This window comes from Leisingera methylohalidivorans DSM 14336 (assembly GCF_000511355.1).
Taxonomy (GTDB): domain Bacteria; phylum Pseudomonadota; class Alphaproteobacteria; order Rhodobacterales; family Rhodobacteraceae; genus Leisingera; species Leisingera methylohalidivorans.
In genome coordinates this window covers 3,116,905-3,138,262 of record NC_023135.1, presented here as the reverse complement: position 1 = coordinate 3,138,262, position 21,358 = coordinate 3,116,905, and the positions used below count along the sequence as shown (strand labels likewise).

The 21,358-nt window shown below is 61.6% G+C and carries 20 protein-coding genes and 1 tRNA gene; 10 read left to right on the top strand and 11 right to left on the bottom strand.

The features are described from left to right. The first annotated feature begins 148 nt into the window (after positions 1–148). The 7 genes from METH_RS15420 (at position 149) to METH_RS15390 (ending at position 6,757) form a co-directional block, all read left to right on the top strand. Entirely contained in the window at positions 149–646 is a 498-nt protein-coding gene (locus tag METH_RS15420) for an acyloxyacyl hydrolase (RefSeq protein ID WP_024091410.1), read from the top strand. Positions 647–740: 94 nt separating this feature from the next. Next, complete coding sequence (gene trpA / locus METH_RS15415) at positions 741–1,532, top strand: tryptophan synthase subunit alpha (RefSeq protein WP_024091409.1); 792 nt, start codon at positions 741–743, stop codon at positions 1,530–1,532. A gap of 224 nt (positions 1,533–1,756) precedes the next feature. Beyond that, positions 1,757–2,923 carry an alpha-hydroxy acid oxidase gene (locus METH_RS15410; RefSeq protein WP_024091408.1) on the top strand — a complete coding sequence of 389 codons (1,167 nt, stop codon included), beginning with the start codon at positions 1,757–1,759 and terminating at the stop codon, positions 2,921–2,923. A 126-nt stretch (positions 2,924–3,049) separates the two neighbouring features. Further along, a complete protein-coding gene (locus METH_RS15405) occupies positions 3,050–3,691 on the top strand; it encodes a 50S ribosomal protein L25/general stress protein Ctc (RefSeq protein ID WP_024091407.1) in 642 nt (213 codons plus the stop codon). Between the two features lie 134 nt (positions 3,692–3,825). Further along, positions 3,826–5,067: an NAD(P)/FAD-dependent oxidoreductase gene (locus tag METH_RS15400; protein WP_024091406.1), complete on the top strand. Its 1,242-nt coding sequence runs from the start codon at positions 3,826–3,828 to the stop codon at positions 5,065–5,067. Positions 5,068–5,142: 75 nt separating this feature from the next. Continuing rightward, positions 5,143–5,820 (top strand): aminoacyl-tRNA hydrolase, encoded by a 678-nt coding sequence (gene pth, locus METH_RS15395; protein WP_024091405.1) that lies wholly within the window; start codon positions 5,143–5,145, stop codon positions 5,818–5,820. A gap of 16 nt (positions 5,821–5,836) precedes the next feature. Then, positions 5,837–6,757, top strand: a complete 921-nt coding sequence (locus METH_RS15390; protein WP_024091404.1) for a nucleoside hydrolase — start codon at positions 5,837–5,839, stop codon at positions 6,755–6,757. A 23-nt stretch (positions 6,758–6,780) separates the two neighbouring features. Here the strand turns inward: METH_RS15390 and METH_RS15385 are convergent, their stop codons facing one another. Continuing rightward, positions 6,781–7,641: a DMT family transporter gene (locus METH_RS15385; RefSeq protein ID WP_024091403.1), complete on the bottom strand. Its 861-nt coding sequence runs from the start codon at positions 7,639–7,641 to the stop codon at positions 6,781–6,783. 118 nt (positions 7,642–7,759) lie between these two features. Between METH_RS15385 and METH_RS15380 the strand changes: the two genes are divergently transcribed. The 3 genes from METH_RS15380 to METH_RS15375 all read left to right on the top strand — a co-directional run bounded on the left by METH_RS15380 (position 7,760) and on the right by METH_RS15375 (position 9,514). Next, positions 7,760–9,178 carry an aminotransferase-like domain-containing protein gene (locus METH_RS15380; RefSeq protein WP_024091402.1) on the top strand — a complete coding sequence of 473 codons (1,419 nt, stop codon included), beginning with the start codon at positions 7,760–7,762 and terminating at the stop codon, positions 9,176–9,178. A gap of 27 nt (positions 9,179–9,205) precedes the next feature. Further along, positions 9,206–9,463 carry a hypothetical protein gene (locus METH_RS23220; protein ID WP_084013806.1) on the top strand — a complete coding sequence of 86 codons (258 nt, stop codon included), beginning with the start codon at positions 9,206–9,208 and terminating at the stop codon, positions 9,461–9,463. Beyond that, positions 9,425–9,514, top strand: a tRNA-Ser gene (locus tag METH_RS15375). Before METH_RS23220 ends, METH_RS15375 begins: the two co-directional genes overlap by 39 nt. Before the next feature lie 279 nt (positions 9,515–9,793). On the opposite strand, the gene METH_RS15370 is transcribed toward METH_RS15375, so the two are convergent. The 10 genes from METH_RS15370 to METH_RS15325 all read right to left on the bottom strand — a co-directional run bounded on the left by METH_RS15370 (position 9,794) and on the right by METH_RS15325 (position 21,209). Continuing rightward, positions 9,794–13,219 carry a type I restriction endonuclease subunit R gene (locus tag METH_RS15370; RefSeq protein WP_024091400.1) on the bottom strand — a complete coding sequence of 1,142 codons (3,426 nt, stop codon included), beginning with the start codon at positions 13,217–13,219 and terminating at the stop codon, positions 9,794–9,796. Positions 13,220–13,237: 18 nt separating this feature from the next. Then, entirely contained in the window at positions 13,238–14,032 is a 795-nt protein-coding gene (locus METH_RS15365) for a hypothetical protein (protein ID WP_024091399.1), read from the bottom strand. Further along, complete coding sequence (locus tag METH_RS15360; RefSeq protein ID WP_084013805.1) at positions 14,029–15,240, bottom strand: restriction endonuclease subunit S; 1,212 nt, start codon at positions 15,238–15,240, stop codon at positions 14,029–14,031. The genes METH_RS15365 and METH_RS15360 overlap by 4 nt, the downstream gene beginning before the upstream one ends. After that, positions 15,237–17,351, bottom strand: coding sequence for a class I SAM-dependent DNA methyltransferase (locus tag METH_RS15355; RefSeq protein WP_024091396.1), 2,115 nt, complete (start codon positions 17,349–17,351; stop codon positions 15,237–15,239). The genes METH_RS15360 and METH_RS15355 overlap by 4 nt, the downstream gene beginning before the upstream one ends. Then, a complete protein-coding gene (locus METH_RS15350; RefSeq protein WP_024091395.1) occupies positions 17,348–17,551 on the bottom strand; it encodes a type II toxin-antitoxin system Phd/YefM family antitoxin in 204 nt (67 codons plus the stop codon). Before METH_RS15350 ends, METH_RS15355 begins: the two co-directional genes overlap by 4 nt. Before the next feature lie 203 nt (positions 17,552–17,754). Beyond that, positions 17,755–18,519, bottom strand: coding sequence for a hypothetical protein (locus tag METH_RS15345; RefSeq protein WP_245602901.1), 765 nt, complete (start codon positions 18,517–18,519; stop codon positions 17,755–17,757). Further along, the gene (locus tag METH_RS23215; RefSeq protein WP_084013804.1) at positions 18,458–18,973 is read right to left on the bottom strand and encodes a DUF488 domain-containing protein; all 516 of its coding nucleotides are present in this window, start codon (positions 18,971–18,973) and stop codon (positions 18,458–18,460) included. Before METH_RS23215 ends, METH_RS15345 begins: the two co-directional genes overlap by 62 nt. Positions 18,974–19,045: 72 nt before the next feature. Beyond that, a complete protein-coding gene (locus METH_RS15335; protein WP_024091392.1) occupies positions 19,046–19,453 on the bottom strand; it encodes a hypothetical protein in 408 nt (135 codons plus the stop codon). Then, on the bottom strand, positions 19,450–20,760 hold the full coding sequence (locus METH_RS15330) for a recombinase family protein (RefSeq protein WP_024091391.1): 1,311 nt from the start codon (positions 20,758–20,760) through the stop codon (positions 19,450–19,452). Before METH_RS15330 ends, METH_RS15335 begins: the two co-directional genes overlap by 4 nt. Beyond that, positions 20,757–21,209, bottom strand: coding sequence for a DUF2924 domain-containing protein (locus METH_RS15325; RefSeq protein WP_024091390.1), 453 nt, complete (start codon positions 21,207–21,209; stop codon positions 20,757–20,759). The genes METH_RS15330 and METH_RS15325 overlap by 4 nt, the downstream gene beginning before the upstream one ends. Positions 21,210–21,358: the final 149 nt, after the last annotated feature.

Here is a 21,358-nt window from a genome sequence, read left to right as displayed (position 1 = left end):
AAGGCAAGGATGGCTGACAGATGTGCCGCAATCGCCCTCTGTGCGGAGCCGCACAGGAGGCCCGCAAGTTGCTTTTTTGTGAGGTGACTAGGAAAACCAGCCGATTTAAATATCTTAGGTAAAGAAAAAAATTTGCGAGGGGCAAGAAATGAAACAGACAGCTTTGCTGGCAGCAGCGTTCTGTGCTGCCACTGCCATGCCTGCCGCGGCCCAGGAAGTGACGCTGGGGCTGGGCTATTCCAATTACTCCCGTGCGGGGTCCGAGGACAGCGCGCTGTTTGCGGCCGAGTATCTGCATGCGCCGTTCCACGAGGGGCGGCTGCTGACGGCGCGGTTCGGTGCCGCGCTGGAGGTGCAGGAGGCCGGCGATGTGTTTGCCGGTGTCGGCATCAGCGGCGTGATCGGCCTGAACAACGACTGGTTCATCGAGACCAGCGTGATGCCCGGCGCCTATCACGAAAGCTCGCGCGGCAATGATCTGGGTTCCGCCTTTGAAATCCGCAGCCTGCTGGCGGTGGGCAAACGGTTTCACAATGGCAAGGCGGTGTCCTTGGCGCTCAGCCATAAATCCAACGCCTCGACCGCGGATCAGAACCCGGGCGTGAACTCGCTGACGCTGCGCTGGCACATTCCGCTGAGCCGCTGACCGGTGCATTCCCGGGCCTGCAGGCGGCCCGGGATTGATTTCCCGCCCAACATTCGGCACACCATGGCGGAAACCTGAATAAAAGGCCCGCCCCATGACCCGCATTGATGCCAAATTCGCCGACCTGAAAGCCGCCGGAAAGAAAGCCTTTGTCACTTATGTGATGGCGGGCGACCCGGACTATGAAACCTCGCTCGAGGTGGTGAAGGGATTGCCGGCCGCGGGTGTGGACATCATCGAGCTGGGCCTGCCGTTTACCGATCCGATGGCAGACGGGCCGACCATTCAGCTGGCCGGGCAGCGGGCGCTGGACGGCGGCATGACGCTGGAGCGGACGCTGCAGCTGGCCGCCGACTTCCGCAAGGACGACGACACCACCCCGATCGTGCTGATGGGCTATTACAACCCGATCTACAACCGCGGCGTGGACAAGTTTTTGGACGATGCCAAGGCCGCGGGCATCGACGGGCTGATCGTGGTGGACCTGCCGCCGGAAGAGGATGAAGAGCTGTGCATCCCTGCCCAGAAAGCGGGGCTGAACTTCATCCGCCTGGCCACCCCCACCACCGACGACGCGCGCCTGCCCAAGGTACTGCAGAACACCTCCGGCTTTGTCTATTACGTGTCGATCACCGGCATCACCGGCGCAGCCGAGGCCGAGGCCGGCGACGTCGGCCCCGAGGTGGCGCGGATCAAGGCGGCCACCGACCTGCCGATCATCGTGGGCTTTGGCATCAACACGCCGGAGAAGGCGGAGAAGATCGCCTCGGTCGCGGATGGCGCGGTGGTGGGCAGCGCGATTGTCAGCCAGATTGCCTCGGGGAAATCTCCGGCCGAGGTTCTGGCCTTTGTGAAATCGCTGGCCGACGGCGCGCACAAGGGCTGAGCCTCTGCTTCGTGCAGTCCTGGCATTGCTTCCAGTTGCGGAACGTTGAGGGCATCGCCTGCCCGCGGGCGGTGCGGAACTTCGAAATCTGCAGCACTAAAGGTCAGAAAACCGCGCCTTCGGGTGCGGTTTTTGCGTCTCAAGGGGTGCGGCATCGGTGCCGTTGCTTTTGCTGGGGTGGATTGGTAAAGAAACTTTACCAGATGAAAGCGGGAGAGACTCCGGTGCCGGTGATCACCAATATCGACGACCTGAAGCGCATCTACGAACGCCGCGTGCCGCGGATGTTTTTCGATTATGCCGAAAGCGGCAGCTGGACCGAGCAGACCTTCCGCGAGAATACCTCGGATTTCGAGCAGATCCGCCTGCGCCAGCGGGTGGCGGTGGATATGTCCGGCCGCACGACCGCCAGCCGGATGATCGGCCAGGACGTGGCGATGCCAGTGGCGCTGGCGCCGGTGGGGCTGACGGGGATGCAGCACGCCGATGGCGAGATCAAGGCGGCGCGGGCGGCCGAGGACTTCGGCGTGCCCTTCACGCTGTCGACTATGTCGATCAACTCGATCGAGGAGGTGGCGGAGGCGACCGGCAAGCCGTTCTGGTTTCAGCTTTATACCATGAAGGACGAGGATTATATCCGCCGCCTGATCCAGCGGGCCAAGGATGCGAAATGCTCGGCGCTGGTGATCACGCTGGACCTGCAGATCCTGGGGCAGCGCCACAAGGATCTGAAAAACGGTTTGTCCGCGCCGCCGAAGCTGACCCCGAAAACCATTGCCAACCTGATGACAAAATGGGCCTGGGGCCTGCAGATGCTGGGCGCCAAGCGGCGCAATTTCGGCAATATCGTCGGCCATGTGCAGGGCGTCTCGGATACCTCGCAGCTGGGCGTCTGGACGGCCGAGCAGTTCGATCCGTCACTGGACTGGGGCAAGATCGGAAAGCTGATGGAGATGTGGGGCGGCAAGGTGATCCTGAAGGGCATCCTGGACGCCGAGGATGCCCGCATGGCCGCCAAGCTTGGCGCCGACGCCATCGTCGTGTCGAACCATGGCGGGCGGCAGCTGGACGGGGCGCTGAGCTCGATCCGGATGCTGCCACAGATCATGGATGCGGTCGGCGGTGACGTCGAGGTGCATCTGGACAGCGGCATCCGCTCCGGCCAGGACGTGCTGAAGGCGCTGGCGCTGGGCGCCACCGGCACCATGATCGGCCGCGCCTTTGTCTATGGGCTGGGCGCGAGGGGCCAGAAAGGCGTCACCGAGGCGCTGGAGGTGATTCGCAAGGAACTGGACACCACCATGGCGCTGTGCGGTGAACGCTCGGTCGGGGCGCTGGGCCGCCATAATCTGCTGGTGCCGCAGGATTTCGGCGGCTGCTGGCAGGAATAACGCGGCCCCGCTAACGGGCAGGGGGCTTTGCCCCTTCCCATATTCCGGTTTCCGGTCTATAGGCACGGCTTCACGCGGGGTGACAGCCTTGGAGGCACCCCGCCCTAGATATATTGGAGAATAGACATGGCAAAAGAGATTCCTGATCTCGTCGCCGAAGTACGTGCGGGGACGGGCAAGGGCGCCGCTCGCGCTGCGCGCCGCGCAGGCATGGTACCGGGCGTTGTTTACGGTGGCGATTCGGATCCCGTTGCGATCCAGATCCCGTTCAACGTGCTACTGAAAAAGCTGAAAGCCGGCCAGTTCAAGGCCACCCTGTGGAACCTGAAGGTCGACGGCCATGACGACGTCCGCGTGATCTGCCGCGACGTTCAGCGCGATGTGGTGAAGGACCTGCCGACCCACCTCGACCTGATGCGTCTGCGCCGCACCTCGAAAGTCAACCTGTACATCCCGGTTGAGTTCATCAACGAGGAAGAAGCCCCCGGCGTCAAAAAAGGCGGCATGCTGAACGTGACCCGTCCCGAGGTTGAGCTGGTTGTGACCGCTGGCGACATCCCCGAGAAGCTGGTTGTCGATCTGGCAGGCCTGAACATCGGCGACGTTGTCACCATCTCGTCGATCGAGCTGCCGGCCGGCGCCAAGCCGACCATCGACCGCGACTTCGTGATCGCCAACATCGCCTCCCCGGGCGGCCTGACCGCGTCGGATGACGAAGACGGCGAAGGCGAAGAAGGCGAAGCCGAAGCAGTGGCTGCCGAAGAATAAGAACCGCACCCCTCCGGGTAAGGTTGGCGGGCTCCCATCGCGGGGGCCCGTTTGCGTTTGAACGGCGCAGCAAACACGATTGACTTTCCGCCGTGCCGGTGTCCCATTTCGGCCAAGAGGCAGGAGGGCGACGGATGGCGGATTATGATATTGCCGTTGCGGGCGCGGGCGCCGTGGGCGTTTGCACCGCGCTGTGGGCGCAGATGCGCGGGCACCGGGTGCTGCTGGCGGATCCGAACCCGCCGGGATCCGGCACCAGTTACGGCAACGCCTGCACACTGGCGACCTATGCCTGCCTGCCGGTGAATGACCCGTCAGTGCTGACCGCCCTGCCGCAGCTGATGTTTTCCAGGGACAGCCCGCTGTCGCTGTCGTATGCCCACGCGCTGCGCAATCCGCGCTGGATGCTGTCCTTCCTTGCCAATTGCCGCGCAGCACCGTCGCGCCGGATTTCCGCCCACCTGGCCGAATTGCTGTCCCATGCCGACGCCGGGATCAATCCGCTGATCGAGGCCGCAGGCGCCCAGGATCTGGTGGTGGAGCGCGGCCAGCTGTCGGTCTGGTCCACCGCAGCGGCGGCCGAGGCTGCAACCGCGGGGCTGGAGCGCCGCCGCAGCCTGGGGGTGCCCTGGCGCGAGCTGGCGCCGGATGAAGCGCTGGAAATGGAGCCGGGCCTGCGGCTGCCGGTCAAACGCGCGGTGCATTTCCATGCCGCCCGGCATCTGCGCGATCCGCTGGACTTCATCACCCGGATGCACCAGGCCTTCACGGCGCTGGGCGGTACAACGCTGACAGCGGCGGTCGAGGCGGTAAGCGCCTCGGACAGCGGGGTGGCGTTGCAGGCCGAGGGGCAGAGCCTCACTGCCGGTCATGCGGTGATTGCCAGCGGTGCCTTTTCCGGGCGGATCACGGGGGCGGGGACGGAGCAGCTCCCTCTGGGGACTGAGCGCGGCTATCACCTGATGTTCAGGGATGAGGCGCAGCGGGTGACCCGGCCGGTGGGCTGGTCCGAGGCGGGGTTTTACGCGGTTCCGCATGCGCAGGGGCTGCGGCTGACCGGGACGGTTGAAATTGCAGCGCTCGACGCGCCTGCAAATCCGCGGCGGCTGGCCTATCTCGCCCGCAAGGGGGCAGAGATGCTGGGGGCGCTGCCGGAACCGGACAGCGAATGGCTGGGGTTCCGTCCGACAATCCCGGACTCGCTGCCGGTGATCGGGCGCAGCCCGCAGTCGGACCGGGTGATCCATGCCTTTGGCCATCAGCACATCGGGCTGACCCTGGGCGGCATCACCGGGCGGCTGGTCGCGGATCTGGCGGAAGGGCGGCAGCCCAACATCGATCTGGCGCCATATGCTGCGGACCGGGCCTATGCCTGAGCGGGCAGGCAGCTCTGGATTCCGGGCACCGGATAGGGCATTACCCGGGTTTACAGCAACGCAGACGGGCATGTCATGAAACTCTTTGTGGGGCTGGGGAATCCCGGTCCGAAATACGAGCGCAACCGCCACAACATCGGCTTTATGGCGCTGGACCGGATCGCCGCGGACCACGGGTTCAGCCCTTGGAAGGCCAAGTTTCAGGCCATGATCTGCGAAGGAAGCCTCGGCGGTGAGAAGGTGCTGCTGCTGAAACCGCAGACCTTCATGAACCTGTCCGGCCAGTCGGTGGGCGAGGCGATGCGGTTTTACAAGCTGACACCGGCCGATGTGGTGGTGCTGCATGACGAGCTGGACCTGGCGCCGGGCAAGGCGCGCATCAAGCAGGGCGGCGGCCATGCCGGCCACAACGGTCTGCGCTCGATCCATTCGCATATCGGCGCCGACTACGCGCGGGTGCGGCTGGGGATCGGCCATCCGGGCCACAAGGACGCGGTGGCGGGCTATGTGCTGCGCGATTTCCCAAAGGCGGACGAGGGCTGGCTGGACGATGTGATGCGCGGCATTTCAGACGGGGCAGCGGAATTGGCCAAGGGCGATGGCGGCAAGTTCATGAATGCGGTTGCGCTGCGCGTCGCGCCGCCGCGCAGCTCTGCCGCCAAGCCGAAGGCGGAAGCGAAAAAGCCGGCCAAAGATGAACCGGCACCCGACACCCGTTCAGCGATGGAAAAGCTGATGGACAAGTTCAGATAATCCGGGAGACAGGCTGATGGTGAAACTGATTATCGACACCGATCCGGGCATTGATGACGCGATGGCGATCTTCTATGCCGCCGCGGCGCCGGATATTGAGTTGCTGGGGCTGACCACGATCTTCGGCAATGTGACCACCGCCACCGCCACCCGCAACGCGTTGCGGCTGCTGGAGGCCGCCGGGCTGGATGTGCCGGTTGCCGCTGGCGCCACCACGCCGCTGGTGCTGCCGCCCTTCAAACCTTCGGCCCATGTGCATGGCGAGGAAGGCTTTGGCGATATCCCGGCGGCGGACCCCAAAGGCACGGCGCTGGACGAGAGCGCCGCGGATTTCCTGTGCCGGATGGCGCGCGAACACAAGGGCGCGCTGGTGGTCTGCCCGATCGGCCCGCTGACCAATATCGCGCTGGCAATGCAGCGCGACCCGGAGTTCATTAGCAATGTGAAATCCATCGTGGTGATGGGCGGCTCGCTGGAAGAGGGCGGCAACATCACCCCCCACGCCGAGGCCAATATCTATCACGACCCGCATGCCGCCGACGTGGTCTGCCAGGGCGGGTCCAAGGTGGTGTTCGTGGGGCTGGACGTCACCCATCGCATTCTCTGCCTGCCGGAGGATTTCAAAGCGATTGCGGCCAAGTCGCCGGAGCTGGGCGGCATGCTGCAGGAGATGTCGCATTTCTACCTCAAGTTCTATCTGGAGGCCGCGGGCAAGAACGGCTGTTCGCTGCATGACCCGGCGGCAGTGATCGCCTGCACCCATCCGGAGCTGTTCGGGATGCGCGATGTGCCGCTTGCGGTGTCCTGCGAGGGCGAAACCTCCGGCGCCACCCTGGCTGCTGCGGACAGCGGCCGGGCACCGGTCAAGGTCTGCATGACGGTGAAGGCGGACGAGGTGAAATCGCTGTTTCTGCGGCGCTTGGCCCTGTTGCCGTGACCTGCTTGGCGGCCTGCGGGCCGTCACGCATAGCGCTTGGCCCCGGCGACGCAGAGCACCACAAATGCCGTGGCGCCCAGCATGGCGGGGGCAATGGGCTCTGACAGCAGTACTGCGGCGAGGATCAGGCCGAAGAACGGCTGCAGCAGCTGCAGCTGGCCGACGCCCGCGGTGCCGCCAAGCGCCAGGCCGCGATACCAGAACACAAAGCCGATCAGCATCGAGAACATCGAGACATAGCCGAGGCTGATCCAGACCGGCAGGGTCAGGTCCGCGAGGGTTCCGGGCCGGAACGCAAGCGCGGTGAGCGCCATGACCGGCAGCGCCAGCGCCAGCGCCCAGCAGATCACCTGCCAGCCGCCAAGCCGCCGCGACAGCTGCGCGCCCTCGGCATAGCCCAGCCCGCATAAGATGATGGCCGCCAGCATCAGCGCGTCGCCGGTCAGCGACACATCCGCGTTCTGCGACAGGGCAAAGCCAGCCACCGCCAGGCTTCCGAGAATCGAAAACAGCCAGAACAGCGGGCCGGGGCGCTCGCCGCCGCGGAGCACCCCGAAGAGGGCGGTTGCCAGCGGCAGAAGGCCGATGAAAACCGTCGAATGGGCGGCGGTGATGTGCTGCAGCGCCATCGCGGACAGCAGCGGAAAGCCGATCACAACCCCCGCTGCGATCACTGCGATCGAGGGCAGGTCCTGCCGTCGCGGCAGGGGCTGGCGCAGCAGCAGCAGCAGCGCGGCGCCGAGCAGGGCGGCAATGGCGGCACGGGCCGAAGTCAGGAACAGCGGGTCCAGCATGCCCACCGCAACGCGGGTTGCAGGCAGCGATCCGCTGAAGATCACAACACCCAGCAGCCCGCTACCCCAGCCCGAAAACGATGCCTGCATAGTCTCTCTCCTGTGCTTTTGGGGGTTTCTAGGGGGGCAGGGATGTAATAGACAGATACAGAACCATACAGTTTTACCAAACTGTACTGGCGCGCGGAGCAATACAGCGAGGTACCCCATGGCGCAGCCCTCCCGCCGTGCGCTGGTCATCAATGATATCCGGCGGCGTATCACGTCGCGGGCGCTGGTGGCGGGCGACAGACTGCCGTCGGTCCGGGGCTGCGCGGCCAGGCTGGGCGTGTCGCCGTCAACCGTGGCCGACGCCTATGATGTTCTGGCGGCCGAAGGGGTGATCCAGGCCCGGCGGGGGGCGGGGTTCTATGTGGCCGCAAAGCCGCAGCCCTTCGCGGTGTCGGACACCGGGCCGCAGCTGGAACGCGAAGTGGACCCCCTGTGGGTGGCGCGGCAGTCGCTCGATTCCGGCACGGATGCGCCAAAGCCCGGATGCGGCTGGCTGCCGGAAGACTGGATGCCGGTTGCCTCCCTGCGCCGGGCGATCCGGGCGCTGGCTGCGGCGCCGGATGCGGTTCTGACCGACTACGGCAGCGCCAAGGGCGGGGCCGGGCTGCGGCGCCATATCAGCCGCCAGCTGTTCGACCAGGGGCTGGCCTGCCCGCCGGACCGGGTGCTGCTGACCGGATCCGGTTCACAGGCGCTGGACCTGGTCTGCCGGATGCTGCTGCGCCCGGGCGACACCGTGCTGGTCGATGATCCTTGCTATTTCAATTTCCAGGCGCTGCTTCGGGCGCATCAGATCCGCATCATCGGCGTGCCCTACACATCGGAGGGTCCGGATTTGGATCGTTTCGAAGCGGTCTTGGGGGAACAGCATCCGCGGCTCTACCTGACCAACTCGGCGCTGCACAATCCGACCGGTGCCACGATTTCGGCGCCTGTCGCGCACCGGGTCTTGTCGCTGGCCGCGCAGCATGACCTGATCGTCGTTGAAGATGACATCTTCGCCGGGTTCGAGCCGGAGCTGTCTCCGCGGCTGGCCACGCTGGACGGGCTGGAGCGGGTGGTGCGGACAGGCAGCTTTTCCAAGACCCTTTCGGCCTCGCTGCGCTGCGGTTACATCGCTGCCCGCGGCGATTGGATCGAGGCGCTGACCGATTTGCAGGTTGCGGTGAACTTCAGCGGTCCCAGCCCGATGGTGGCAGATCTGCTGCATGCGGTGCTGACAGACGGCGGTTACCGCAAGCACCTGGAGGCCCTGCGCAACCGGCTGAGCCGCTGCCGGGCTGAGGCGCAGGCGCGGCTTGCGGACCTCGGAATCCGGCCCTGGGTGCAGCCGCGCGGCGGTTTCTACCTGTGGTGCGAACTGCCGGGCGGGGCGGATGCGGCGGTCCTCGCCCGCGCCGCGCTGCAGGAGGGGCTGGTGCTGGCGCCGGGCAATGTGTTCAGTGTGTCGCAGAGCATGGCGCCGTTCATGCGGTTCAACGTGAGCCAGATGCAGGACAGCGCCTGCTGCCGGATCCTTGCGGAGCTGCTGGAAGCCGGGGCTGGCATGGCTGCCGGCAGCCAAGACGCGGTTTAGGCGCCTGGATGCGCCGGTGATTTCCGGATGCCCGCCCCAATCGACCAGCCGGTGTTTGCGCTGACGCCGTTGTTACGGGCGGGTGCGGTGAAATCCCGGTTTCTCAAGCGCTTGACGCTGCTGCTGCATGGCTTTGACATCGCTTGGCGCCAAGCGCCGCGCCTTGCCGATGCGGTTCAAGAATTTTCTGTGGATAAGGCATTTTGCGCTTGTTCTCCGCTCCCAAGCGCAGATATACGGGTCAGCGGAGACGTGGCCGAGTGGTCGAAGGCGCTCCCCTGCTAAGGGAGTAGGCCCGGAAGGGTCTCGAGGGTTCGAATCCCTTCGTCTCCGCCACTTGACCCCGCGAAAGCGTTCTCCCGATCCGGCTGCGGCCGGATTTTCTTTTTGTTTTCGAAGGTTATGCGGGAGGGGCTTTTCACCGGCCCCGGTGCAAAGAGGCGTAAAGGTGTTCTCTCAGGGCCGATATTCTCTGGACCTGTTAACCGCGCGCAGTCCGGTTCAGAGCGCCATCCCACTGAAATAAAGCAGAATATTTTGGGTTTGCGCTCGGCGTGGTTCGCAGGTCCGTTCGCCTACCTGATGGACCCTAAATCGAACGATCAGCGAAAAGCCTTATGCCGCCTGTGCGAAGCCACCATTCACGGCCTGTTGCCACACATGTGCGTAGACGCTTGCAGCAAGGGCTTTCTTTTCGTCGGGCGTGAACGGCGGTGACGGTAGGTTTGCGAAGACCTCGTCCAAGATGAAGACCTCGACATCAGCCTTGGTCTGCTCCTTCTCCCAGAAGCGATCGAGTTCGGCCAAGCGCGCTTTTATAGACGCCAAGAGGTCGCGGCTCGCTTGCTTCACCCGCTCACGAGACGTTTTTTCCAAATTATCCTTGAGCAGCAGGTCGAAGAGCGCGAGCTCATCCTCGCCAAGCCCTTCCTTCGTTGCGCGTTTCTGTTCCTCGTCCAGACTGTTGACGAGCTCGACCAGTCGGCGGAACGTTTCTTCTATGGTGGTGCGGTCTTTCTCCCGATTGTAGTCGGCGATGATCGCTTCGTACTTCACCTGATAGTCCATCCTAGCGGGATTTCGCGCCAGCATTTCGGCGAGTTTCTGTTCGACGATGTCGCGGATGTCCTGAAGCGCAGTCGCTTTGCGTCTGACCTTCTTTGCAAATTCATCGCGCAGCTTCTCAAGATCAATCTGGCTCAGGTCGAAGGTCAGCCCCTCGGCTTGATCGTCCCCTGGTGCCTGCGTTCGGATGGCTTCATTGACGATCCGGTGCAGCTCCTTCAACAGCTCTGTAACATCAGCCGTGTCGCGCCGCTCGGTCAGTTTTTTGTAGATTGCTTCAATGTTGTCGTGTCGTTCGGCGTGTGCCCACGCACTGGGCTCCATAAGCAGCGCCTTGAAGCGGATAAACACCTGTCGTGCAAGAATCTCGAAGCGGCGCTTTGCCTCGTCCGTCGAATAGACGGCTTCCACGGCGTCCTTGAGGCCCTTGATGCGCACAAAGCCCTTCGAGCCAAGCAGTACACTTGGATCGAAGGCGAGGCTGCGCAAATGCGCCTCGGTCGCCTCGATAGCTTCTAGCAGAGCCTGTACGCGCTCCTCAATGGGCGCAATGATTTCTTCACCGCCCGTGCCATCATCGCCTAGCGCATACTGGGCGAGCGCGGCACGCAAGCTTGCTAGCATCCCGTTGTAGTCGACGATCAGGCCGAAGTCCTTGCCAGGATACACCCTGTTTGCCCGCGCTATGGCCTGCATCAGCGTGTGCGCCTTCATCGGCTTGTCGATATAGAGCGTCGACAAGCATTCCACGTCAAAACCAGTCAGCCACATCGCGCAGACGATTGCGACGCGGAACGGGTGCTCGGGGTTCTTGAAAGCCGTCTCAGCATCAATCCGCTCTCCATTCCCTGTATTGAAGCCCTGCTTCATCAAGGCGCGGTGCGGGATGATGTCGAACCCCCATTTCTTGAAGTCCGCGACCTCGTTCTGCGCCTCGCTGATGATGATCTCAACGATGGTTTCCTCGAGCCACATTGCCTGCGCAGCCAGTTCTTGCGCTTGCTCCGCGAGTACAAGGCGAAGGGTTTCATCAGCAGCGGCATCTGCTTCGGCTTGCTTGGCGTCGGCGGCCGCCCTGACTTCTGCAGCCTTCGCCCGCCAGCGTGGGACGATCATTTGGTGCATCCGGGCGCAGGTGATCTTGTCGATGCACACGAATAGGGATTTTCCGGACTCCCACCTCGTCGCGCAGTGCTCCACGAAATCGGCCGCGATCTTGTCGAGCCGCTCATCCGCGGTGATGACCTCGTAGTCCTTTCCAAGCAGCTTATCGAGGAGCGCCGCCTGATCTGGGTCGAGCTCCGCTTCTTCGATCTTCTCGGCGATCCGATCGTTCAGGTTCGTCTTGGCGACCCCTAACTTCTCGCCCCGGTTCTCATAGACTAGCTTGACGGTCGCGCCATCCTCCTCGGAGCGTTTGAAGTCGTAGCGCGAGACATAATCTCCGAAGATGCGCTTAGTGATCTGGTCCTGTTTGAATAAGGGCGTGCCAGTGAAGCCGATGAAGGCAGCGTTGGGCAGCGCCAGGCGCATATTACGAGCGAGCCGCCCCGCTTGCGTGCGGTGGGCTTCGTCAGAAATCACTATAATGTCGTCGCGCTCGCTGTAGGGTTTCTTGGGGTCCACGTCCTTGTTGAACTTGTGGATCAGGCTGAAAACGTACTGGTTGTTTTCCTTCAGGATCCGTTCAAGATCATCGCCGGATGCCGCGCGCGGGGTGTCGTTTCCCGCGACGCCGCAGCCAACAAAGGTCTTGTAGATTTGGCTGTCGAGATCATTCCGGTCGGTCATCAGCAGGAATGTGAAATTACCCGGCACCTTGCGCCGCACCTTCTCGGCGAAGAACGCCATCGAGTAGGACTTGCCACTGCCCTGCGTGTGCCAGAACACTCCCAGACGACCTAAATCGGGATGCGCCCGTTCGATAATGTCGACGGGACCTTCGGGAACGAAGGACGGAAGTGAAGGTTCTGCCGCTAGAAGCGCTTGATCACCCCTCTTGCGCTTGGCTGGTGTCTTTCGCTCCAGCGGCAACTCCACCACGCGGTGGCGCAGGCGCTCACCGGGCGGGATCTCGGCCTTGATCGCCTCTTGCCTCGCGACGGAGGCTACCGCACGGTTCACGCCCAAAACCTGGTGATTTCTGGCAACCACCTTCCGTGCCGTACCCGCCTTGCTTTCGTCGAACAGGATGAAGTTTTCGACCAGATCGAGCAATCGATCATGAGCAAGCATGCCATTCAACAGCCGCTCCGCATCCACGCTGCCTTCGTCCGCCTCATCTAGCCGCTTCCACTCGTTGAAATGCTCCCAAGTGCTCGTAATCGAGCCATATCGGGCGCCATCACCGTTCGAGACAATTAGGAAGGCGTTATGATGGAAGGCGTGCGCGATGACGTTTTCGTCCATGTAGTCGCGCAGGTTGCCATCAAACCCGGCTCGGATGTTCTTGTAGACGGCCTTCAGCTCGATGAAGACCAGCGGCAGGCCGTTGACGAAGCAGACCAGATCAGCGCGACGGTTGTAGTTGGGCGTCCGCATACCGGTCAATTTCAACTCGCGCACGGTAAGGAAGCGATTAGCGCCGAGCGCGTTGTCGAAGTCGATCACCTTGGCACGAGCGGATTTCTGTCGGCCCTTAGCATCGCGATACGTGACGGGTACGCCGCCGCGCAGCATACGATAGAAATCGCGGTTGTGCTGAACCATCGACCGGCTGACGTCATAGACGGTAAGGCTTCGGATTGCGTCCTCAATTGCCGGAGCAGGCAAATCTGGGTTGAGACGGTGCAGCGCCGCACGAAGGTCACGGAGCAGAACGGCCTCGGTCGTATCCTTCCGCCCAAGCGTGCCGTCCGGACCGAAGGTCTCTTGGTTCCAGGCATATACGCTGTCCCAACCCAGCTCTGTTTCCAAGTGCTCGGCGAAGGTGGTCTGGACCAGCCTGTCCTCGCTATTGATCCCGGTAACCGCCATGCAATGCCTTTCGTAAAATCACGCCTCGCGCTCCTTCAAATAGCGGCCAACGCCGTCAATAACGGCGTCGATGAGTTCAACGCAGTGGGAACAGAAGTCAGGTGACATGTAATAGAGCCAAGGTTGGCCATCCCGATCTGCACCCGTGAACCAGTCTTCAGGCCACTTCTCGGACGCTATACGGTTCGAGAACTTTTTGATCGCGTCGGCGGGCCATTCGAAACCATTGTGCAACATGTTGTTGCGATACGCGAAAAGGGCTGACAGCGTCTTCCGATAGTCGGCGGGAAGATATGGCTTCAGCCCGCAGCTTTCCGCCAGCTGATCTATGCCGGCGACAAGATCGTCTCTTGGCCCCTCGCTTCGGAACACGATCTGCGGGTTCCAGAACTGATCGTCGGCGCGTTGATGGCGTGTGTCTTCCGCTGCCGCGCCGTGCCGTTTCCTAAGTCCTTCGAATATAGCGACAAACAGAGACTCGATGAACGGTGCCAGCATTCCGACCGCCGACATGCTGTGCGCTGAGTCCATGAACACCGATTGCCAAAACCTATGATCGTAGGTCCATTCCAAGCCCACATCGTCGGGGTTCGCCTCAATCTCAGCCTTGGTTTCCTTCAGTTTGATGCTCGTTGCAGCCGAAGCTTGCTCGTTTCGGTGCATCAGGCTCTTGATGGCATCCAACTGCGTGCCGGGCATTGTTTGTCGGAGCATCCAACCGGCATGCATACTCGGCGAAATGGAATCGACGAAGCGCTGCCAAGAGGCGGCCGCTTCTTCGTCGAAAGGTGGAGTGGAGCTGTCCTGCGTCACACCGCGATCTCCCCGTTCATCAGGCGCGGCAAGAGGAGGTCGCGGGCTTGGGAGAGTTTCTGGTTCTGTTGGTCGAGATTGCCGACCTGATCAAACATTTCGCCTACAGCTTCATCGAAAAGTTTTGCCAACAACTCAGGCGGCACTGCGACGAAGTAACGGTCAAAGCAGTTTGGCTGGACCCGCTGTCTTCCCGATGAACCTATCATGCTTCGAATGGCGTTTTCGCGGAAGTCGTGCTGGCGGGCGGTCAAATAGACATAGTAGCTGCTGACACGGCGTTGCCGCAGAACGATGAACTCTGTCGAGCCGCAGGCGATCTCGCCGTCTTCGAGCATCTGGACGTAGCCAGTCTTGCCATTCTCAAGGCAGGGCGTAATGCGCGCGAGCAGCGTGTCGCCATTTCGGAAACGGACACTGGTTGATTTCTCCCTTTCCTCCATTGGGCCGCGGCCGATCACCATGCCGGTCTCCGATAGCGCCGCCATTGGGAAATACCGGATGATGCCTTCGTCATTGCGGGGTGTCTTCGGATTGACCTCAAAGGCTTCGGATGCTGGCAGGCGTTCCCAGCCTTCGGGCGCACCTTCGGTGATCTTGACGTGTTCGTGGCCGGGGAAGCGGAAGTGGACGAACCACTCGCGGTAAAGCAGCCGCGCCGCCTCCTCCAACAGTGCAATCCGCCGCCGGTTGTTCTCGATCAGGTCGTCGTAAGCGGAAAGGATACCACCGATTTTCGTCTGTACCTTCAAAGGAGGAACAGGGATCGGGATCTTATGGAAGTCCCCGACACGGGCGTGTTCAACGGTTGCGCCCATTCCAGTACCTCTGATCCAACCTTGAACCCGTGGGCTCTGCAACACATAGGCTAGGAAACCGGAGTCCAGCACTTTCGGATCGGCGCGATAGTGGAAGAGGCGCTGCCCCAAAAACACTCGGTCATCGGATGTAAGGCGACCGACATCGCCGAGTGGGGCTTCACGGGTGAGAATTACGTCACCGGCCTGGGGTAGTAGCCTGCGGGTCCAACGTTCGTAGGTTTCTAAAGTTACATAGCGAACGTTCGTTGTATCAATGAAGCCCCCTTTAACGTTAGTTGTGCGGATCATTTTGTAAGGGGTTGGTTCTTCGACCACGGGTGCGGTTCGGTTCACGCAATCAACCGAGTGAAGGCATAGATCGCTGATGGGTTGGACCTTCCAACTCAAATGCCCAACTCCTCAAAGTTCCGAGCGATCCGTGTCGCCAAGTCCTCTGCTTCCTCATTCAGCCCCTTAAGGTCGATGTGGATTGACCGCAGCGCCTCTTCGAAGTCGAAATCCTCGTCCACCTCCTCGGGCGCGACGCCGACATAGCGGCCGGGCGTCAGGCTCCAGTCATGCTCTGCGATCTCGGTCCGATCCACCAGCTTCACCAGACCCTCGACATCCGCCAATGCAGCATCCGGGAAGCGCTCCTGCAACCAGTCCGCTTGTTTCACAAAATAACGCGCTCCCCGCAGCGCCTCCACCGCGTCAGCACGGATGCTTTCCAGTGCCTTGCGGGCCTTGTTCACCTCCACGTTGGCCCAGAGGTCCGAGTCCCGCGCCTCCAGTTCCTTGATCGCCAAATCAACCGCGCGGCCCGCCAGCTTCGCCGCCAGGTCGATCTGCTTGGTCAGATCCCGGCACCGCTCTGCCATTCCGCGCAATCCTTCGCGCGCCGCATGGAGCGTGGCGTTGCCCCGGCCTTCTCCATTTGCGCTTTCGGTCCAGGCCTTCGCCCGAACGGCAACTTCTGCCGCGAACCCTGCAATGTCGTCGTTGAGCGTGGCCTGCACAGCGGTCAGTTCCGCCCATGTCTCTGCCAGCGGGTCCGGGTCGCGCGCCTCTTTCGCAAAGGGGGCCATAAGGTCGATCAGCTTGGCGAGCGCTTTGTTGAACCCGGTCAGCGGTTCGGCCGTCGCCTGTCCATGTGCGATGGCTTCCGAAAGGTAGGATGTGACCAGGTCGAGGTATCGGTCGGACTGTCCGCGATAGAGCCAGATGATTGCCGCGATATTCTTCTGCTGCTCGGGCGAGAAGTCGAAGATGGCGCGCGAAACTTTCCGATAGATATTGCGCGCGTCGAGCATCAGGACGTGATCGGCGCGTTCGGGGTCACGCTCCTTTGCCCGGTCAAAGAACCAGAGCTGGCAAGGCACGGTGCGGGTGTAGAAGAAATTGCCGCGGATATCGATCATCACGTCCACGGCACCGGTCTCGACCAGTTTCTGGCGCACCTTCGCCTCATCCCGTCCCGCGCTGGACGCCTGGGAGGACATGACGACACCGGCACGGCCATTATCGTTCAGATAGCTGTAGAAATAGGACATCCACAGGTAGTTGGCGTTGGAGACCTTCTTGCCCTTGTTCACACTGGGCAGGCCGAAGGGCAGACGCGCGTCGCCTTTGACCTTGTCGGCGTCGACCTCGTCCACGTTGAACGGCGGATTTGCCATCACGAAGTCGCACTTGCCGACAAGTTCGTGCGGATCCTTGTAGTAGGTGATAGCCTCGTTCCCGGCCCGGATGGTGCCCTGCAGCCCGTGGACAGCAAGGTTGGTCTGGGCGAGCTTGGCGGTCGTCTCGTTCTTTTCGTGGCCGTAGAAGGTGACGCGCTTCATCGTGTCCTGCCCTTCTTCTTCGATGAAGTGGCTGGATTGCACGAACATGCCGCCCGAACCGCAGGCTGGATCGAAAACGATGCCGTGGTCGGGTTCGATGACGTTGACGATGGTCTGGACGATTGAGGGCGGTGTGAAGAACTCGCCGTTGTCGTGGGCGCCCTGTTTGGAAAACTCAGCGAGGAAGTACTCGTAGATGCGGCCGAACACGTCACCCGACGCATTGCGCAATGCCTCGGTGTCAAACTTGCGCATCATGCTTTCGAGCAGATCGTCGTCGAAGCGTTCGTAATCCTTGGGGAGTTGGCCTGCTAGCGGCGGGAAGTGTTCTTCCACTGCCTCCATGGCTGCAGTCAGCGCCTCACCAAGTTGTCCGCCTTTGGGCATGTCGAGGATCACATCGTAGCGCGCGGCCTCGGGCAGCATCATTGCGCGGCGACGCCGGAAGTCGGCGTCGACGAGGGGCCGGTCCGGCATTTTCCCGGTGGCTTTGTCGGCCTCAATGGCTTCCAGTGCCGCGTAATAGCGGTTTGTCGCCTGTCGCAGGAAAAGGAGCCCCATAATGGGCATGAAATACTCGTTCGATGCGAGCCCGGAGTTGGCCCGCAGATCGTCCGCCATCTTCCAAAGGTCTGCACCGAACTGCTCAATTCCGGTCAGGTGGTCTGCAATCATTCGTTTGTATTCTTTCCTACGCTATGGCGCTTGGGAGCGGTGATACCTTCGTCCAGCGCCTTCAACCGCTCGTATTCCTCGACTGACATCACGACGACGACAGTGCGCCCATGCTTGGCTACCGCGACCGGCTCAGCTCGGGCGAGATCGATCAGCCTCCCGAAACCGTACTTCGCGTCTTTCGCAGTCAAGATCTGCATCTGACTCTCCGCTTGTGTACTGCATACTTTGGCCAAAATGGCTAAAAAACACAAGCCAGCGATCGAGCCGACTCTGATCGTCAGCAACGTTCAAAGTCGCAGCAATGTACGCTGCCTGCCTGAATGTCACCCGTAGAGGATGGTCACGTACAATCCCGGGGCATTTTTGAAAGCCGGGCCGGTTGCCGACGTCAGGCGGATCCTCAGAACAACGCAGGCTGGGCTGTAGCGTCAACTCGAAGAACGCCGAGCAACTGCCATGTCTGTGGGCGCTTGGCCATGTTGCCAACGCAGAATAGCATTCCCCGTTTTGCGTACTCTTCGTTGAAGGTCGCGCTCATCCAGTCGAGTGTCGCCTTGTCCGATCCTTCGCGCTTCCGCCCGTTGAAAAACATGGCATGAGCTTCCCAGTCCCCATTCGCGTAATCATGCGGACCTGTGCCATCCTCAAACTTGAAACGAAACTCATAGGGGCTTGGCTCAAGTGCCGCCAGTTGCTTGTCAAAAAAGGATCCCTGGCTGGCGGCTTGCTCGTATATTTTTCGTTCGGCGTTGAGTTCCGATTCTGCCTTGGCCTTGTAGTAAAAGCGGGTATTCATGGGTCGGATCAACGCAAGAGATTTGCCCGCAGCAGCTGCGTCCGCCACCGAATTTGAAACAAGCGGATTGAGGAATGCAGAACGGTCTTTTGTCGGCATGAACCCATCCACATTGATGGAGTCTTCCATCACGTGGCAGCTTTCGGCCCGCCGGTCGTTTGTTGGTGTGCGATATTTGAAATCCACCCAGTCCCATCGCTTAAAGGCAGCACCTTCTCCCAAATGTCGAAACCGGACCGGAAACAGCCGTTTGAAATCGCCGTAGGGCGTTACCCCGGCGCAGCAAACTGTTTCCCCATGTGTAGCGCTACGCTGCGGTAAAGCTTTCACTAGGATGGAAACGCGGCAATTTTGAAGCGTGACGGACATAGCGCTCCGGATCGTCAGCAAAAAGGTTGAAAATATTGAAGCCCAGTTGATCGGTTACTTCACGAGCAACGATCGTTCGATGGCAAGTTTCTGGGTCTCGCTCGAAACAGAGCAAGCACGTGGCCGCAGTGCTGACGGTATCCTTCAGATCCTGAAGCGCGTCCTGCGCGGCATCTGTTTCGATATGGTCGCCATAGATCGAGCGGAAGAGATCAAATTTGCCAGCTCGGGCCGCTTCCCTACCAGGTTTTGGATCTCCAAGTGCGACGAAATGAATATATTCAATGCCTTCTTCGGCGAGGCGTTGGGCAAGCTTTTTCTTGGAGAAACCGGGTTTGCGTGAAACCGCAACCGCGCGCACGTCAGCAAGCTGCCGGACTCCGGCTGCCTTCAGAGTCCGCACGAACCTGTCAATATCTGTGCCTTCATAGCCGACCGTGAATAGAATGCTCATGCCTGTATCCTTTTCTTGAACTCTAACATGCTCGAATCTTCTCGTGAATCCCCTGAATCGCGCTGTTCTGACCTATCTGTCTTCGCGTCGGCAGAGGGATGCCAAGTGGCTGCCTTGTCTAGCCCATTCCGACGGAAGCGGTTTGCGAAGTGCCTCCAAAGTGAGATCGACCTGCTGACAACCATTGAGAATCGTCTCGACAATGTCAGGCGCGAGCTGCGCCAACCGCATCGTTCTGGTGAGATACGACGCTGCGATTCTCTCATGTGCAGCCAGTTCAGAAATCGTCGTAAATTCACCGGCCTCGAGCATTCTTTGCCAGCGAAAGGCCCGTGCCAGCGCCTTGATCAATGTGTTGTCTATCTTGCGCTGGCTGGATGCCCCGTCCGGCAGCTGCATCTCCTTGCGGCCGCCTCGTTTCACGAGGCGGAACGGGACGTGCACTGTCACCGTCTCCGGCACTGGCTTCGCTCGGATCATGCCGCCGCCTCGATGCCGCCTGCAACCATCTCGCTCGCAAGGCCATTGAGGCCGTCGACGCGCAGGCGGACGTTGAGCCCGTCCGTGCCAATATCAATCCGCTCGACCAGCAGCGCCGCAATGCGTGCCTGCTCAGCCGGGAAGAGTTCGTCCCAGAGCGGATCAAGGCGGATCAGCGCGTCACGGGCGTCGGCCTCGGTTATCTCGCCGCCCTGTACGCATGCCGCTTTCCATGTGCCCGCCACAATCTCAGGCTGGCGGAACACGGCGCGGAGCCGGTCGATGACGGTGGTCTCAATTTCGCCTGCCGGAACTCGGCCGACCGGACACGACCCCGCGCCGTGCTTCAAGACCGACTGGCTGACATAGTACCGATAGAGCTTGCCGCCCTTGCGCGTGTGGGTCGGCGAGAACGCCGCCCCGTCGGGGCCGTAGAGCAGCCCTTTCAGCAGCGCAGGCGTGTCTGCTCGGGTGCGGGCGGCTCGCTTGCGGGGGCTTTCGGTCAGGATGGCGTGGACCTTGTCCCAGATCGCGCGGTCGATGATGGCGTCATGCTCGCCGGGATAGCTGTCGCCCTTGTGGACGGCCTCACCGATGTAGGCGCGGTTGTTCAGCAGGCGATAAAGGTACTTCTTGTCGATCCGGTTGCCACGGCTGGTCTGGATGCCGCGCACCGCCAGTTCCCGGGCGAGTTCCGTGCCCGAGCCGATCTCGATGAAGCGGTCGAAGATCCAACGCACGTTGGCGGCATCGGTCTCCTTGATGACCAGCTTTCGGTCCTTCACTTCGTAGCCCAGCGGGGGCACACCGCCCATCCACATGCCCTTCTTGCGTGAGGCCGCGAATTTGTCCCGAATACGTTCCGCCGTCACCTCGCGCTCGAATTGGGCGAAGCTGAGCAGAATGTTCAGCGTCAGCCGCCCCATGGACGTGGTGGTGTTGAAGGACTGGGTGACGGACACGAAGGTGACGCCATTCCGGTCAAACACCTCGACCAGCTTGGAAAAATCCATCAGCGACCGCGACAAGCGGTCTATCTTGTACACGACCACCACGTCGACCAAGCCATCCTCGACGTCCGCGAGCAGCCTTTTCAGGCCGGGTCGTTCCAGCGTGCCGCCGGAAATGCCGCCATCATCATATTGATCGCGGACGAGCACCCAGCCTTCTGACCGCTGGCTGGCGATGTATGCCTCGCAGGCCTCGCGCTGGGCATGGAGGCTGTTGAATTCCTGCTCCAGCCCTTCCTCGGAGGATTTCCGAGTGTATACCGCGCAGCGCAACTTCCTGACGATTGGTTTGGTCATGCGCCCCTCCGGTGGTTTTTCAGGCCGAAGAACACCCAGCCGTTCCAGCGCGTGCCGGTGATGGCGCGGGCAATGGCCGACAGCGACTTGTAGGGTCGTCCCTGCCATTCGAACCCGTCGGCAGTGACGGTGACGAGATGTTCGACGCCCTGCCATTCACGGATCAAACGTGTGCCGACGATAGGTGTCAGGTCAGCGCGGATGCGGCTCTTCTTGCGGTCGCCGCCGTCCAGTTGTTCGCCGAGGGCTTCCAGCCGCTTCACAGTTTCCGGTTTCAGGCCGCCATAGGCGAGTTCCTGGATGCGGTACGCGAGGCGGCTCTCGAGGTAGCGACGATTGAACGGCGGCGGCTCGCTGTCGAACAGATCGCGCCATTGCTGCTTCAGGTCGGGCGTCGACGTGGTCTTGAGCGCGGCCAGGCGGGCGGGAATGGGATCTTGTTTGGTCATGCGTTTCTCCTGTGAGTTGGAGTTGCATGACGCCATTCGTCGGCCGGATAGTGTAGGCAACTTTCTCCAATATCGTCAGATACTTCCGCCTGGTCCCGTATGCGCAACCGGACCAGCCCAAGGACCAGCAACCCGCACAACTCGGCACG